11 protein-coding genes are annotated in these 16,283 nt (G+C 73.2%); 2 read left to right on the plus strand and 9 right to left on the minus strand.

The window, feature by feature from the left end:
• Positions 1–27: 27 nt before the first annotated feature.
• The 9 genes from argF to AB0G63_RS11625 all read right to left on the minus strand — a co-directional run bounded on the left by argF (position 28) and on the right by AB0G63_RS11625 (position 10,769).
• Positions 28–1,035, minus strand: coding sequence for an ornithine carbamoyltransferase (gene argF, locus AB0G63_RS11585; protein WP_360747939.1), 1,008 nt, complete (start codon positions 1,033–1,035; stop codon positions 28–30).
• A 149-nt stretch (positions 1,036–1,184) separates the two neighbouring features.
• On the minus strand, positions 1,185–2,414 hold the full coding sequence (locus tag AB0G63_RS11590) for an arginine deiminase (protein WP_360747942.1): 1,230 nt from the start codon (positions 2,412–2,414) through the stop codon (positions 1,185–1,187).
• A gap of 231 nt (positions 2,415–2,645) precedes the next feature.
• Entirely contained in the window at positions 2,646–5,252 is a 2,607-nt protein-coding gene (locus tag AB0G63_RS11595) for a polynucleotide kinase-phosphatase (RefSeq protein ID WP_360747945.1), read from the minus strand.
• The gene (locus AB0G63_RS11600) at positions 5,249–6,772 is read right to left on the minus strand and encodes a 3' terminal RNA ribose 2'-O-methyltransferase Hen1 (RefSeq protein WP_360747948.1); all 1,524 of its coding nucleotides are present in this window, start codon (positions 6,770–6,772) and stop codon (positions 5,249–5,251) included. The genes AB0G63_RS11595 and AB0G63_RS11600 overlap by 4 nt, the downstream gene beginning before the upstream one ends.
• Positions 6,773–6,979: 207 nt before the next feature.
• On the minus strand, positions 6,980–7,903 hold the full coding sequence (locus AB0G63_RS11605; RefSeq protein WP_360747951.1) for an LLM class F420-dependent oxidoreductase: 924 nt from the start codon (positions 7,901–7,903) through the stop codon (positions 6,980–6,982).
• A 159-nt stretch (positions 7,904–8,062) separates the two neighbouring features.
• The gene (locus AB0G63_RS11610) at positions 8,063–8,524 is read right to left on the minus strand and encodes a DUF6099 family protein (protein ID WP_360747954.1); all 462 of its coding nucleotides are present in this window, start codon (positions 8,522–8,524) and stop codon (positions 8,063–8,065) included.
• A gap of 201 nt (positions 8,525–8,725) precedes the next feature.
• A complete protein-coding gene (locus AB0G63_RS11615; protein WP_360747957.1) occupies positions 8,726–9,052 on the minus strand; it encodes a nucleotide pyrophosphohydrolase in 327 nt (108 codons plus the stop codon).
• Positions 9,049–10,296, minus strand: coding sequence for an ATP-binding protein (locus AB0G63_RS11620; RefSeq protein WP_360747960.1), 1,248 nt, complete (start codon positions 10,294–10,296; stop codon positions 9,049–9,051). The genes AB0G63_RS11615 and AB0G63_RS11620 overlap by 4 nt, the downstream gene beginning before the upstream one ends.
• Positions 10,297–10,382: 86 nt before the next feature.
• Entirely contained in the window at positions 10,383–10,769 is a 387-nt protein-coding gene (locus AB0G63_RS11625) for a cell division protein SepF (protein ID WP_360747963.1), read from the minus strand.
• Positions 10,770–11,059: 290 nt separating this feature from the next.
• Here AB0G63_RS11625 and AB0G63_RS11630 point away from each other — a divergent pair, with 290 nt between their 5' ends.
• Together AB0G63_RS11630 and AB0G63_RS11635 are read left to right on the plus strand one after the other, a co-directional pair.
• On the plus strand, positions 11,060–12,805 hold the full coding sequence (locus tag AB0G63_RS11630; RefSeq protein WP_360747966.1) for a hypothetical protein: 1,746 nt from the start codon (positions 11,060–11,062) through the stop codon (positions 12,803–12,805).
• Positions 12,806–13,142: 337 nt separating this feature from the next.
• On the plus strand, positions 13,143–16,280 hold the full coding sequence (locus AB0G63_RS11635) for an FAD-binding and (Fe-S)-binding domain-containing protein (RefSeq protein ID WP_360747969.1): 3,138 nt from the start codon (positions 13,143–13,145) through the stop codon (positions 16,278–16,280).
• Positions 16,281–16,283: the final 3 nt, after the last annotated feature.

Raw genomic sequence — 16,283 nt, forward strand, 5'->3', positions numbered from 1 at the left:
GGGCGGGCGGAGGGGAGGTCCGGTCGGTCAGGCGAGGGTGGCCACCAGGACGGCCTTGATGGTGTGCAGCCGGTTCTCGGCCTCGTCGAAGACGACCGAGTGGGCGGACTCGAAGACCTCGTCGGTGACCTCGAGGGAGTCCAGGCCGTGGGTCTCGAAGATCTCCCGCCCGACCTTGGTGCCGAGGTCGTGGAAGGCCGGCAGGCAGTGCAGGAACTTCACGTCCGGGTTGCCGGTGGCGCGCAGCACGTCCATGGTCACCGCGTACGGCGCGAGCGCGGCGATCCGCTCGTCCCACACCTCCTTGGGCTCGCCCATGGACACCCACACGTCGGTGGCGACGAAGTCGGCGCCGAGGACGCCCTCGCCCAGGGACTCGGTGAGCGTCACCCGGGCTCCGCTGGCCTCGGCGAGCTCACGGGCCCGGTCGACGATCTCCTGGGCGGGCCAGTAGGACTTCGGCGCGACGATGCGCACGTCCATGCCGAGCAGCGCGCCGGTGATCAGGTAGGAGTTGCCCATGTTGAAGCGGGCGTCGCCGAGGTAGGCGAAGGCGGTCTCGGTCAGCGGCTTGGCGCTGTGCTCGGTCATGGTGAGCACGTCGGCCAGCATCTGGGTGGGGTGCCAGTCGTCGGTGAGCCCGTTGTAGACCGGCACGCCGGCGTGCGCCGCGAGTTCCTCGACCTTCGCCTGGCTGTCGCCGCGGTACTCGATGCCGTCGTACATCCGCCCCAGCACGCGCGCGGTGTCCTTCACGGACTCCTTGTGCCCGATCTGCGAGCCGGAGGGGTCCAGGTACGTCGTGGAGGCTCCCTGGTCGGCCGCCGCGACCTCGAAGGCGCAGCGCGTGCGGGTCGAGGTCTTCTCGAAGATCAGCGCGATGTTCTTGCCGCGCAGGTACTGCGTCTCGGTCCCGGCCTTCTTGGCGGCCTTCAGTTCGGCGGCCAGCTCGATCAGGCCGCGGAACTCCGCCTCGGTGAAGTCCAGTTCCTTGAGGAAGTGGCGGCCGGCGAGGGCGGTCGGGACTGTCGCCATGGGGGCGCTCCAGAGGTGCAGGGGCAGGGACCGTGGAAGTCTATACGACGCCCAGCATTTCTATGCAAACCTTTGTTCCCCCGCTCCCCCGGTTCCCCCTCCCCTCCGCCCCCCCCTCTATCCCCCTATCCGCCTATCCGCCTATCCGCCTATCCGCCTACGGCGTCCCGTTCGACCGGGCAGCTCATGCAGCGCGGTCCGCCCCTGCCCCGCCCCAGTTCGCTGCCCGGGATCTCGATCACCTCGACGCCCTGCTTGCGCAGGTGGGTGTTGGTGGTGGAGTTGCGCTCGTAGGCGACGACCACGCCCGGCTCGACGGCCAGCACGTTGCAGCCGTCGTCCCACTGCTCACGCTCGGCGGCGTGCACGTCCTGGGTCGCGGTCAGCACGCGGATCTCGCTCAGCCCGAGGGCGGCGGCGATCGCGCGGTGCATGTGCTCCGGCGGATGGTCGGTGACCTTCAGCTCCTTGTCGCCCGCGCCGGGCTCGATGGTGTACGAGCGGAGCATGCCGAGACCGGCGTACTGGGTGAAGGTGTCACCGTCGACCATCGTCATCACGGTGTCGAGGTGCATGAAGGCGCGGCGCTTCGGCATGTCGAGCGCCACGATCGTCCGCGCGGAACCCGCGGCGAACAGCTTGTGCGCGAGCATCTCCACCGCCTGCGGGGTGGTGCGCTCGCTCATGCCGATGAGGACGGCGCCGTTGCCGATGACCAGGACGTCGCCGCCCTCGATGGTGGACGGGTAGTCGGCCTGCCCCTCCGACCAGACGCGGAACGTCTCGTCACGGAAGAGCGGGTGGTGGCGGTAGATCGCCTCGAAGTGGACCGTCTCACGCTGCCGGGCCGGCCAGCGCATGGCGTTGACCGCGACGCCGTCGTAGATCCAGGCTGAGGTGTCGCGGGTGAAGAGGTGGTTGGGCAGCGGGGCGAGGAGGAAGTCGTCGAGGTCCATGACGTGGAACCGCACGGAGACCGGCTCCGGGTGCGCCTCGAGGAACTCGCGCTTCGTCATGCCGCCGACAAGGAGTTCGACCAGCTCACGGGCAGGGAGGTGCTCGACGGCGGCTCTGAGGTGGTCGGTGGCCAGGACGCCGTACTCCTTCTCGTCGAAGACCCGGTCCAGGACGAGCGTTCTGGCCGCCGGGATCTCCAGGGCCTCCGTGAGCAGGTCGCCGAAGAGGTGGACGGCGACCCCGCGGTCACGCAGGACGTCGGCGAAACCGTCGTGCTCGGCGCGCGCCCGGCGGACCCACAGCACGTCGTCGAACAGGAGGGTGTCCTTGTTGCTGGGGGTGAGCCTTTTGAGCTCGAGATCCGGCCGGTGCAGGATGACGCGGCGCAGCCGCCCGGCCTCGGAGTCGACATGGAATCCCATGACTCCATCCTGACCACCGGGACCCGCCTTCACCCCCCGCTCGGCAGTTTCGGCAGCAGACCAATTTTCGTCCCCTTGACGATTAACGGGTCCGGTCAATATCGTCCCACTGACGAGATCAGCGCCCGGGACCGCCGGGGGAAACGCCCGGGACCGCGCGGGACCGCCCGAGCCTCGAGGACGACGGGGGTGTCGTCGAGGCCCGGGCTCGGTCACGGGCTCAGTCCCGGGTCACAGCCGCGGGTCCACCGGCTCCGACTCCAGCGCGAGCACCCCGAACACCGCCTCGTGCACCCGCCACAGCGGCTCGCCCCCGGCCAGCCGCTCCAGCGCCTCCAGACCGAGCGCGTACTCGCGCAGTGCGAGCGAGCGCTTGTGGTTGAGGAACCGGTTCCGCAGCCTCGCCAGGTTGTCGGGGCGGGTGTACTCCGGCCCGTAGATGATCCGCAGGTACTCCCGTCCCCGGCACTTGACGCCGGGCTGCACCAGGCGCCCCTCCCCGTTGCGCACCAGCGCCCCGAGCGGCTTGACGACCATGCCCTCGCCGCCGCGGCCGGTCATCTCCAGCCACCAGTCGACGCCGGACCGCACCGACTCCGGGTCGCCGGTGTCGACGTACAGCCGGCGCGTCGTCTGCAGCAGGCCGCTGCCGTCGTGCTCGACGAGCCGGTCGAGCAGCGCGAGCTGCTCGTCGTGCGGCAGGACGGCGAGGCTGCGGCCCTGCGCGGCGAGTATCTGGAACGGGGCGAGGCGTACGCCGTCCAGGCCGTCCGTCGTCCAGCAGTAGCGGCGGTACGCCTGCGTGAACGCGGCGGCGTCCGCGGCCCGCTCGCGCTGGCGGGCGAGCAGGCCGGACACGTCCACGCCGCGGGCCGCGGCGCCCTCCAGCGCGGCCAGCGCGCCGGGGAACACCGCCCCGGACGCGGCGCCCACGGCCGCGTACTGCGACCGCAGCAGCCCGGACGCCTTCAGCGACCACGGCATCAGCTCGGCGTCCAGCAGCAGCCAGTCGGTGTCCAGTTCCTCCCACAGGCCGGCCTCGCCGACCGCGGTCCGCACCCGGTCGAGGACCGTCTCCGTCACCGACCCGTCGTCGAAGAACGGGCGCCCGGTACGGGTGTAGAGGGACCCGGTGGGACCCGCCTCGACCCCGAACCGCCTGCGGGCCGCGTCCGCGTCGCGGCACACCAGGAGCACCGCCCGCGAGCCCATGTGCTTCTCCTCGCACACGACCCGGGCGACGCCGTCCCCGGCGTACTGCGCGAAGGCCTCCACCGGGTGCTCCAGGTAGCCCTCGACGTGGCTGGTGGCCGTCGGCGCCATGGTCGGCGGCAGGTACGGCAGCAGCCGCGGGTCCACCGCGAAGCGGCTCATGACCTCCAGGGCAGCTGCCGCGTTCTCCTCACGCACCGCCACCCGGCCGGCGTGCCCGGTCTCCACCACCCGGCGGCCTCGCACGTCCGCCAGGTCCAGCGGCCGGCCGTCCTGCCCGCCCGGCGCCTCGGTGCGCAGCGGCCTGGCCGGCTCGTACCAGACCCGCTCGGCCGGTACGTCGACCAGTTCCCGCTCCGGCCAGCGCAGCGCGGTCAGCTTGCCGCCGAACACGGCGCCGGTGTCCAGGCAGATGGTGTTGTTGAGCCAGGTGGCCTCCGGGACCGGGGTGTGGCCGTAGACCACGGCCGCACGGCCCCGGTAGTCCTCCGCCCACGGGTAGCGCACCGGCAGCCCGAACTCGTCGGTCTCGCCGGTCGTTTCGCCGTACAGCGCGTGCGAACGGACCCGGCCGGAGGTGCGGCCGTGGTATTTCTCCGGCAGACCGGCGTGGCAGACCACCAGCCGGCCGCCGTCGAGGACGTAGTGGCTGACCAGCCCGTCGATGAACTCGCGGACCTGCTGCCGGAACTCCTCGCTCTCGCCCTCCATCTGCTCGACCGTCTCGGCGAGTCCGTGGGTGTGCTGGACCTTGCGGCCCCTGAGGTGACGGCCGTACTTGTTCTCGTGGTTGCCCGGCACGCACAGCGCGTAGCCCGACTTCACCATCGCCATCACGCGGCGCAGCACGCCGGGGCTGTCCGGGCCGCGGTCGACCAGGTCGCCGACGAAGACGGCCGTACGGCCCTCCGGGTGCGCGCCGTCGACGTAGCCCAGCTTGCCCAGCAGCGCCTCCAGTTCGGCCGCGCAGCCGTGGACGTCGCCGATGATGTCGAACGGTCCGGTGAGGTGCGTCAGGTCGTTGAGCCGCTTCTCGGTGACGACGGTGGCGTTCTCCACCTCCTCCACGCCCCGCAGGACGTGCACCTTGCGGAAGCCCTCGCGCTCCAGGTGCCGAAGCGAGCGCCGCAGTTCGCGGATGTGCCGCTGGATGACCCGGCGCGGCATGTCGGCCCGGTCGGTGCGGGCGGCGTTGCGCTCGGCGCACACCTCCTCCGGCACGTCCAGCACGATGGCGACGGGCAGCACGTCGTGCTGCCTGGCCAGCTCGATCAGCTGCCGGCGGGCGTCCTGCTGCACGCTGGTGGCGTCCACGACCGTGCGGCGGCCCGCGGCCAGGCGCTTGCCGGCGATGTAGTGCAGCACGTCGAAGGCGTCCTTCGTGGCGCTCTGGTCGTTCTCGTCGTCCGAGACCAGGCCGCGGCAGAAGTCGGAGGAGATGACCTCGGTCGGCTTGAAGTGCCTGCGGGCGAACGTGGACTTACCCGATCCGGAGGCGCCGACGAGGACGACGAGGGACAGGTCGGTGACGGGCAGCACGCGCCCCTTGCTCCGCGTCTCGTCGCTGTGCGTCTCGCTGCTCTGCGTCTCGCTGCTCTGTGTCTCGCTGCTCTGCGTCTCGGTCATGCCGCCTTCGCCTCCTTCACTGTCTCCACGCTGAACACGGCCATCTGGGTGGGCGGTCCGACCTCGGGGTCGTCCGGGCCGACGGGCAGGAACTCCACGCCGTAGCCGTGGCGTCCGGCGACGGCGTGCGCCCAGGAGCGGAACTCCTCCCGCGTCCACTCGAAGCGGTGGTCGCCGTGCCGGACGTGCCCGGCCGGGAGGGACTCCCAGCGCACGTTGTACTCGACGTTCGGGGTGGTCACGAGGACCGTCCGGGGACGGGCCGCGCCGAACACCGCGTACTCCAGGGCGGGCAGCCTCGGCAGGTCCAGGTGCTCGATCACCTCGCTGAGCACGGCGGCGTCGTAACCCTTGAGCCGGCTGTCGGTGTAGGCGAGCGAGCCCTGGAGGAGCTTGACGCGCGCGGCCTGCCGCTCGCCCATGCGGTCCAGCTTCAGCCGCCGGCCCGCGACGGTCAGGGCCCGCATCGACACGTCCACGCCGACGATCTCCGTGAACCGCGGGTCCTTCAGCAGCGCCTGCACCAACTGGCCCTGCCCGCAGCCGAGATCGAGGACGCGGGCGGCGCCCGCCTGCCGCAGCACCGCGAGGATCGCGTCCCGGCGCTGCGCGGCGAGCGGAACGGACTTCTCCTCCGCCCCGGTCTCCCCTTCGGCCTCCGCTCCGGTCTCCCCTTCGGACTCCGCCCCGGTCTCCCCTTCCGGCTCCGGCCCGACGGCGTTGTCGATCTCCTCGACCGCGCTGTCGTCCGTCTCGGCGAGCCGCACCAGTTCCAGCCGCTCCATCGCCTCCCGGGTCAGCGACCAGCGGCGCGAGAGGTAACGGCTGGTGATGAGCTTCTGCTCCGGATGCCCGGGCAGCCAGCCCTCTCCGGCCCGCAGCAGTTTGTCGACCTCGTCGGGAGAGACCCAGTAGTGCTTGGCGTCGTCGAGCACCGGCAGCAGCACGTACAGGTGCCGCAGCGCCTCGGCAAGGGTCAGCGCGGCGGACTCCAGGACGAGCCGGACGTACCGCGACTCGCCCCACTCGGGGAACTCGGCGTCCAGCGCAACGGGTTCGGCGGTGACCGTCCAGCCGAGCGGCTCGAACAGGTGCCGTACGAGGTCCGGGCCGCCGCGGGCGGGCAGCGCGGGCACCTCGACCCGCAGCGGCATCGGCTGTCCCGGCAGCTGCGGACGGGCGGTGCAGACGCCCTTCATCGCGCTGGAGAAGACGCCGCTCAGCGCGACCGCGAGCAGCGAGGAGGCCGCGTAGGGGCGGTCGTTGACGTACTGCGCCAGCGCCGCGTCGGGTGCGCCGCCCCGGCCCTTGCCCTTGCCCCTGCGCACCAGCGCCACCGTGTCGACCTCCAGCAGCAGCGCCGCCGTGCAACGCCGGTCGTCCGCCTCGGGGTAGAAAACGTGCGCCGTGCCATAGGACGTGGAGAACGCCTGCGCCCTGTCGGGGTGCTTGTGCAACAGGAATCCGAGGTCGGTGGCCGGGCGTCCGGGGGTGCCGGTGGTGCTGATCGTCAGGAACATGCGGAGGGCCTCTCCGGCTGGGTGGTCGATGCGGTGCCGTGCGTGCGAAAGCCCCCGGGGCGCTGATCCCCGGGGGCCTGCCGGACGACGGTCACACCTTCGCACACCGGGGAGGACCGGCGCCTTTCGTTTATCGCCGCTGCCGTCGCCGCCGTCGCCGCCGCGTGCCCGAGTCCGTCGCCGCGACGGCTACGACAGTTGAGACGGTTACGACAGCTGCGTCTGGACCTGGGAGGAGATCAGCTCCAGGTGGTCCAGGTCGTGGAGGTCGAGGACCTGGAGGTAGATCCGCCGCGCACCGATCTCGGCGTAGCGGCCGATCTTGTCGACGACCTCGGCCGGGGAGCCGGCCAGGCCGTTGGCCTTGAGCTCGTCGACCTCGCGGCCGATGGCGGCGGCGCGGCGGGCCACCTCCTGGTCGTCGCCGCCGACGCAGACGACGAGGGCGTTGGAGTAGACGAGGTCGTCCGCGCGGCGGCCGGCCGCCTCGGCGGCGGCGCGCACCCGGCCGAACTGCCGCTCGCTGTCCTCGATCGAGGCGAACGGCATGTTGAACTCGTCGGCGTAGCGGGCGGCGAGGCGGGGGGTGCGGGTCGCGCCGTGGCCGCCGATCAGGACGGGGACCTTGTCCTGGGCGGGCTTGGGCAGCGCGGGCGAGTCCGTGAGGTCGTAGTAGGTGCCGTGGAAGTCGAAGGTCTCGCCGGTCTTCGTCGCCCACAGGCCGGTGACGATCTCCAGCTGCTCCTCCAGGCGGGCGAACTTCTCCTTCGGGAACGGGATGCCGTAGGCCTTGTGCTCCTGCTCGAACCAGCCCGCGCCCAGGCCGAGTTCGACGCGGCCGCCGGACATCTGGTCGACCTGGGCGACCTGGATGGCGAGCACGCCGGGCAGCCGGAAGGTGCCGGCGGTCATCAGGGTGCCGAGGCGGATGCGCTTGGTCTCGCGGGCGAGTCCGGCGAGGGTGATCCAGGCGTCGGTGGGTCCGGGGAGGCCGTCCACGGCGCCCATGCGGAGGTAGTGGTCGGACCGGAAGAACGCGTCGAATCCGAGGTCCTCGGTGGCCTTCGCCACGGTGAGCAAGGTGTCGTAGGTGGCCCCCTGCTGGGGCTCGGTAAAGATGCGAAGATCCATGCCCCCATCCTGCCCGCTGTCGTGGCGGCCGCTGTCGCTGGTTCCTCGGAGCGTCGCCGGGAAAGCCGCCGGCGGTCCGGGCGACGGACCCCGTCCACGAGCGGACCCCTCCACGAGCGGGCGCGGTCCACGAGCGGGCGCGGTCCGGTGTCGGCCCGCCTACCGGTCGGGCACGGTTTCCGCTCTGTCCGCCAGTCGGCGCAGCATCTCGCGGACGCGGTCGCGGGACTCGTCGGCCGCGTCGATCGCCTCCATGCACTGCCAGTACGTGCTCTCGTCGGCCGCGGCGCAGGCGATGCCCACGAGGGCGATGCCGACCTCGCCGAGGAGGCCGCCGAGGTACGTCAGTGCCTGGCGGGCGTCGCCCAGGTCGGTGAGCTGGGCGGCGCGCAGGTCCTCCAGGGCGAGCTGCGGCGTGCCCAGCACACCGCAGCCCCGGCCGGCCAGTTCGGTCAGGCCCAGTGCCTCGCCGCGCAGTTCGGGTGGGCCGGTGACCGCGAGGCGGCTGCCTATCGCCTGGGCCAGGGCCTGTGCCTGCCACACCTCCGTCAGGAGGTCCGGCGGGCTGCCGCCGGCCGCCAGGGCACGTCTGCTCGTCACGATGAGTCGCACCGCGTCCATGCGTTACCCCCGTCCGTCACAGCGTGCTACCAGCACGCCCGCCCGACCTCAGCCCGTCCACTACATAGAGTGAGGCAACGCGGGGCGAAAAGCCAGAGGTGGGAGGAAATCTGTGGACAGTGGACCGACATGCGGCGGGATTCGAACTACTGAGAGTGAAAGCGGAGTCGATAACTCATCGTCACCTTCGGTCGTCTCGCCTCACGGGGCCGGAAACCTCCGCTCGTTGCGGTCGATCTTCGCGTCCAGCGCGGCCAGCGGATCGATCCGCAGCGCCTCGCACAGTTGCAGCAGATAGGCGAGCACGTCCGCGACCTCGTCCGTCACCCGGTGCGCCGTCTCCGGGTCGTCCATCACCCGCGCCGACTCCTCCGGCGTCAGCCACTGGAAGATCTCCAGGAGTTCGGCGGCCTCGACGCTGAGGGCGGCGGCGAGGTTCTTGGGAGTGTGGTACGGCTGCCAGTCGCGGGCTGCCGCGAACTCGGCCAGCCGGCGCTGCAGCTTCGTCACGTCGAGAGGTTCTGTCACGGCCCCAGGTGTACCACCGTGACGCCGTCCGCCCCGGCGGCCCATGATGCGTCGCTCACCGCGGCGACGAGGCGGATGTGCCCGCGGCGGCCCATGCGCGCGGCCAGCAGCAGCAGTTCGCGCCGCTGCCGCGCGTCCAGCGACCGTTCGAAGCGGTCGGCGAGGACGGTGAGCGTCTGCATCGCCGCGGGCACCTCCCCGGCGGGGTCCACCTCCAGCACCCCGGGCCCGGTCAGCAGGACCAGCGCGAGCGCGACGTACCTCAACTCGCCGTCGCCGAGGCGGCCCAGGGGCGTCCGGTGCCCGTCCCCGCGGTCGAGCAGCGCCCGGACCGTCCCGTCGCCCAGCGGCTCCGCGCGCACGTCCGCCACGTCTCCGGCGCATCCGGCGCGCACCGCCTCGACGAGCAGGGCGTGCCGGCGGCCGCACTCGGTCCGGGTGCGCCACAGGACGTCGGCGAGGTTGTCGCAGCCGCCGAGGAGACGGCCGGAGCCGGCCGGGACGGGGGCCCGCATCCGGCCGGGGCGCGGGTCGCAGGCGAAGACGGAGCGCAGGGCGACGACCGTCTGCTCGGCGGCGGCGAGCACCCGGCGCTGTCCGTCGGTCCGGCCGGCCACCCGCAGCGGCAGCAGCGCGGTGCCGAGCCGGTCGTCCGGCAGCGGCGCCCGGGTCACCGGCGACGGCCCGCCCGTGTGCCAGGCGGCCTGCACGAAGCGGCGCGCCGGGTCGCGCAGGGCCGTCTCCAGCAGCACCCGCCCGCCCGAGGTCAGCCGCTCCCCCACCACGCGCAGCTCGGGCTCGGCCTGTACGGCGACGTCGAGCCGTACCGGTCCCTCGGGTCCGTCGGCCGTGCAGCCGATGCGGAACCCGCGCCGCCGCTGGGCGTCGGGCCGGGCGCGCTCCGGCACACAGGCGCCCGGGTCCGGGAACGCCTCGCCGACCGGGGCGCCGCCGCCGAGCCGTGCCAGCGCCTCGTACGCCCGCAGCGCCCCGGTCTTGCCGCATCCGCTGCCCCCGGCGAACAGGGTGACGGGGCCGAGTCCGAACGCCGCCCTACGGTGCCCCGCGAAGGCGGACAGCCGCAGCTCCGTGACACAGGGCCGCGGCACGACCGTTCCGGCCGGCGGGGAGGAGGACGACGGAGGGGACGAGGACTGGAACGGGGACGAGGACTGGAATGCGGACGGGGACTGAGACGGAGACGAAGGGAGCGTGGGGAGCGGGGGCACGGGTGACACGGTCATGTGCGGACCGTAGGGGGCCCGGCGGGCGGCGAACCGTTCCGGCGCCGCCGCCTTCCCACGATCGGGGGACCGGCCGGAGCGCCGGGTCAGACGCCGGGGACCCCGGCGTTCTGCATCAGGCCGGTCACCTCGGTGTCGGCCGGGGTCAGCAGGAACACGTTCCGGTCGACCCGGTGCATGCCGCTGGCGAGGCCGAAGACGACGCCGGTGCTGAAGTCGAGGACGCGCTTGGCGACATCGGCCTCCGCACCGCTCAGGTCGAGCAGGACGGGCACCCCGGCCATCAGCGTCTCGGCGACCTCGCGGGCGTCCGAGAAGACGTTGACCCTGAGGACGACGAGACGGCGGCGGGTCTCGGTCTCCGCGTCCGCGAACGCGCGGTGGTCCACCGCGGACGGCCAGGAGTCCCGTCCGCGCAGCGGCACGACCTGGGCAAGCCCCTCCCACTGTTCATCGGTGACGTGGCGGTTCACCGGCTCCCCCCGACCTGACTCGCACTCGTTGCCTGCACCAGCCAATTCTTACGCCAAGTCACCCGTTCGGCCCAACAACGACACGGTCCGCGACCGCTCCGGCGGCATCACATCGCCACTGTGGCCACATCCGTGCGCATTCGCACGCATCCGCACGCATTCGGCACCATCGCTTCATCATCGGCCCGCCATGACCTTTTCGTTCCCGATCACGGCTTCTTACCGGCCTCACACCGCGCTCTTCACCTCCCCCCGCGCCCCGTTCACCGGGCCCCACTAGCGTCCGGGCCGTGCACACGGCAGAGACCAAGCCGGTGACACCCGGCCGGCGGACACAGTCGGCGGTGTCCGCCGCCCCGGAACCCCCCGCACAGTGGCACCGCGTCCTGACCCTGCTCGCCGACGTCAGCCTCTTCATAGGCACCCGGTCGGTGTGGACGGACGCGGCCGGTCACCGGCTCGCCGTGGCCGCGGTCATCTCGGTCTGCTACGCCTCCGTCCTGGTGTGCGGGGTGCTGGCCCTGGTGGTGCGCCGGACGCGCACGCTGGCCCGGCTGGACCTGTGCGTGCTGGCGACCGCCGTGACGCTCGCCCTGTGCGCCTGGGTGATGTACCACCGGGGCTCCGACGAGGCGCTGCTCACCACGCAGGCCGCCCGCGAACTGGTCGCCGGTCACCAGGTGTACGGGCAGCCCTGGCCCTGGCTGTTCGGTCACGGCATCGCGCTCACCCCGACGGTGACCGGCGGCTACGACTTCACCTACGGCTACCCGCCGCTCGTTCCGCTGCTCACCGCGCCGCTGCTGTGGCTGGGCCACGGTGGCGCCCCGGCGACGGCGGTGAGCACGGGCGCGCTCGTCGCCGGCACGGTCGTGCTGTGGCGCATGCTGCCGGTGCCGTGGCGGCCGGCGGCGACCATGGTGTGCCTGGGCTTCGGCTTCCTGCCCATGTACGCCCGCCTCGGCTATCCGGCGATCACCGCGCTGGCGCTGCTGGTGCCGGTGGTGGTGGGCTGGCCGCGGACCGGGCGGGGCGGGCGGCTCGGTCCGGCCGGTGTGATGCGCGCCGGATGCCTGGGCGCGGCCTGCGCGGCGCAGCAACTGCCCTGGTTCCTCGCGCCGTTCCTGCTCGTCGGCATCTACGCGGTGCGCCGGGGGGAGCTGGGCGGCCGGGCGGCGGCGCTGGTGGTGCTGCGGATCGCCGGCGCCGCCGCGACCGTGTGGCTGCTGCTGAACACGTACTTCCTGGTGAGCGAGCCGGGCACCTGGCTCACCGGCATCGCGCTGCCGCTCACGCAGGGGGCGACGGTGCACGGGCAGGGCCTGGTGGACGTCTCGCTGTACCTCACCGACGGCAGCGACCGGATCGACTGGTACGCGCACGCGAGTCTGCTGCTGGCCGCCGCGCTGCTCGCGCTGCTGGTGCTGTTCCCGCGCCGCCTGGGCGCGGCGGCGACCGTCCTGCCCTGGTGCGCCTTCTACCTGGCGACCCGTTCCCAGGACGGCTATTACCTGATGATGACGCCGCTGTGGCTGGCGGCCGCGGTCACCGCTCCGCCCTCGGAGTTCGCCCGCGCCTGGCAGCCCCGGCCGCGGCCGCTTTCGGGGCCGTACCGTCGTCCCGCGCTGGCCGCGGCGGCGGTGCTGGTGGTGCTGCCGGCGTCGGCGAGCGCGGTCTTCGCGGTCACCGGGTCGCCGCCGCTGCGGATGCGCGTCGCCGCGGTGCGGCGGGTCTCGGCGGACGTCGTCTCGCGACTGACGGTGCGGGTGGCCAACACCGGGGGCACCGCCCTCACGCCCCACTTCATGCTGACCACGGACCAGGGTTCGGGCCGTTACTGGTCGCTGGTGCGGGGGCCGGCGACGGTGCCCGCCCACGACACCGTACGGATGGAGATCAGGCCGTCCGGCGGCCGGTTCCGGCTGCCCGCGCCGGGCGTGCGGATCCGGCTGCGCGCCTTCACGGCGACGCCGCAGACGCTGTCGAGCACGGACATCCGGCTGCGGCCGGCACGGGCGGGGGGACGGACGCCGTAGGACCGTGGGACCGAACGCCGTAGGCCGTCGGACGGGGGACGGGACGCCGTAGGGCCGGGGACGAGACGCCGTAGGCCGTCGGACGGGGGACGGAACGCCGTAGGGCCGGGGACCAGACGCCGTAGGCCGTCGGACGGGGGACGGGACGCCGTAGGGCGGCAGCCCGGGAGGCCGTGGAACGGGAACCGAGACCGCCACAGAGCGCGAGGCGCGACGCCAAGAGCGCGTGGCGGCCCGGCACGGCGCGGGTGGCCCGGCACGGCGCGGGTGGCCCGGGCGGGGCTGGGTACCCGGCGGGCCCCTGCCGTGACCGCACCGGCGACCGAAGGAGGAGACCATGGGCGCGCTGGATCTGCCCGGACCCGTCGTCCGCCGTCCGGGGGCGGCGCCCCCGGCAGACCCGGCGCGGCTGGAGGTCGCGCTGCGTGAGCGGGTCGACGGGGAGGTCCGGTTCGACGCCGGGAGCCGGGCGGCGTACTCCACGGACGCCTCGAACTTCCGGCAGACGCCGATCGGGGTGGTCGTGCCGCGCAGCCCCGAGGCGGCCGCCGAGGCGGTGGCCGTCGCGCGCGAGCACGGCGCGCCCGTGCTGTCCCGGGGCGGCGGGACCAGTCTGGCCGGGCAGTGCACCAACACGGCCGTGGTGATCGACTGGTCGAAGTACTGCAACCGCGTCGAGTCCGTCGACGCGGACGCCCGCACCTGCGTCGTCCAGCCCGGCATCGTCCTCGACGACCTCAACCGGCAGCTCGCGCCCACCGGTCTGCGGTACGGCCCCGAGCCCGCCACGCACGCCAACTGCACGATCGGCGGGATGATCGGCAACAACTCCTGCGGGGCGACCGCCCAGGCGTACGGGAAGGTCGTGGACAACGTCGCCCGTCTGGAGGTGCTGCTGTACGACGGCACCCGGTTCTGGTGCGGCGAGACGAGCGACGAGGAGTACGCCGAGATCGAGCGGCAGGGCGATCTGCGCGCCGCCGTCTACCGGCGGCTGCGCGCCCTGCGCGACGCCTGCGCGGACGAGGTGCGCCGCCGGTTCCCGGACATCCCGCGCCGGGTCTCCGGCTACAACCTGGACTCGCTGCTGCCGGAGCACGGCTTCGACGTGGCGGGGCTGCTGGTGGGCAGCGAGTCGACGCTCGTCACGGTGCTGCGGGCCGAGCTGGAGCTGGTGCCGGTGGTGCCGGAACGCGCGCTCGTGGTGCTCGGCTTCCCCGGCATCGACCGCGCCGGCGACGCCGTGCCGACGATCCTGCCGTACGAGCCGATCGCGCTGGAGGGCGTCGACGAGCGGCTGGTCCGCGACGAGCGGATCAAGCGCCTCAACCCCAAGGCGCTGGCGCAACTCCCGTCCGGGCGGGCTTACTTGATGGTGCAGTTCGGTGCGGACACCCTCGCGGAGGCGGAGGACCGGGCACACCGCATGCTGGCCGGGCTGCACGAGTCCGAGCACGATGCCGAGGTCGCCTTCCTGGACGACCCCTCCCACGAGGAGGAGTTGTGGCAGGTGCGGGAGGCCGGGCTCGGTGCGACCGCGCACACCCCGGGGCGGGCGGACACGTTCGAGGGGTGGGAGGACTCGGCGGTGCCGCCCGCGCGGCTGGGCGAATACCTGCGCCGACTGCGCGGCCTGTTCGCGGAGTTCGGGTACCAGAGCGACACCGGGCCCAGCCTGTACGGCCACTTCGGGCAGGGCTGTGTGCACACCCGCATCCCGTTCGACCTCTACAGCGCCGACGGGGTGGCGGCCTACCGGCGGTTCATGGAGCGCGCGGCCGACCTGGTGGCCGAGTTCGGCGGGTCCTTCTCCGGCGAGCACGGCGACGGGCAGAGCCGGGGCGAGCTGCTGCCGCGGATGTTCGGCGAGGAACTGGTGGAGGCGTTCGGGCGGCTCAAGGCCGTCTTCGACCCCGGTGACCGGATGAACCCGGGAAAGGTCGTGGCGCCGTACCGGCTGGACGAGAACCTGCGGCTGGGCGGCGACTGGGCCCCGCACGACCCGCGTGACCTGCACTTCCGCTTCCCGCACGACGGCGGGTCGTTCGCTCAGGCCGCCAACCGGTGCGTGGGCGTGGGCAAGTGCCGGCAGCTCACGAACCAGGGCGGTTCGGTGATGTGCCCGTCGTACCAGGTGACGCGGGAGGAGGAGCACTCCACGCGGGGGCGGGCCCGGCTGCTGTTCGAGATGCTCGACGGGCACGGGGACAGCGCGCTGTCGGACGGCTGGCGGTCGGACGCGGTCAGGGACGCGCTCGACCTGTGCCTCGCCTGCAAGGGGTGCAAGAAGGACTGTCCCGCCGACGTGGACATGGCCACGTACAAGGCGGAGTTCCTGTCGCACCATTACCGCGGGCGGCCGTGGCGCAGGCCCCGCTCCGACCTGTCCCTGGGCTGGCTGCCGGTCGTCGCCCGGCTGGTCGGCCGGGCGCGGCTCGGGCCGGCCGTCAACGCGCTCACGCACACGCCTCCGCTGTCGAAGGCGGCCGCCGCCGTGGCGGGGATCGAGGACCGGGAGGTGCCGCTGTTCGCGGACCGGACGCTGCGGCAGTGGTTCGCGGGCCGCCGCGAGCGGTACGGCGACGGCTCGCGCGGCAGCGTGCTGCTGTGGCCGGACACGTTCACGAACTTCTTCCACCCGCATATCGGGCAGGCCGCGGTGGACCTGCTGGAGCACGCGGGCTGGCGGGTGGAGATGCCGCGGGAACCGCTGTGCTGCGGGCTGACATGGATCTCCACCGGGCAGCTCGGCGTCGCCGAGCGCGTGCTGGCCCGCACCGTGCGCCGGCTCGCCGGGCACGTCCGGGCGGGCGGGCTGGTCGTCGGCCTCGAACCGAGCTGCACCACCGTCTTCCGCTCCGACCTGGGCGAGTTGTTCCCCGGCGACCAGGACGCGCGCAGGCTGACGGATCGGACGGTGACGCTCGCCGAGCTGCTCACCGAGCACAGTCCCGGCTACGAGCCGCCCCAGGTGCCGGAGCGGTCGGCGCGGGCGCTGGCCCAGGTGCACTGCCATCAGCACGCCGTACTGGGCTGGGACGCCGACCAGGAGCTGCTGCGCCGGGCCGGGGTGGACGCCGAGCGCCTGGAGTCCGGCTGCTGCGGGCTGGCCGGCAACTTCGGCTTCGAGCGCGGCCACCTGGACGTCAGCACCGCGTGCGCGGAGCGGGTGCTGCTGCCCCGGCTGCGGGAGGCCGACGCGCAGACCGTCGCCCTCGCCGACGGCTTCAGCTGCCGCACCCAGATCCACGAACTGGACAGCGGCGGGCACGAGGCCGTGCACGTGGCCGAGTTGCTGGCCTCGGCGCTGCCCGCCGACGCCCACGGCAGCGCCTACGGCGTCGCCCCCGGCGCCCGCCCCGTTCCCCCGGGCCGCCGCACCAAGGCCGCCGCGCTCGCCGCCGCGGGCCTGACCGGCGCCGGAATCGCCGCGGCGGGGGTAAGGGTGGGGGTGCGACTGGGCGTGCGGCGCTGAGCC

Source organism: Streptomyces sp. NPDC020996, from assembly GCF_040641355.1.
Classification (GTDB): domain Bacteria; phylum Actinomycetota; class Actinomycetes; order Streptomycetales; family Streptomycetaceae; genus Streptomyces.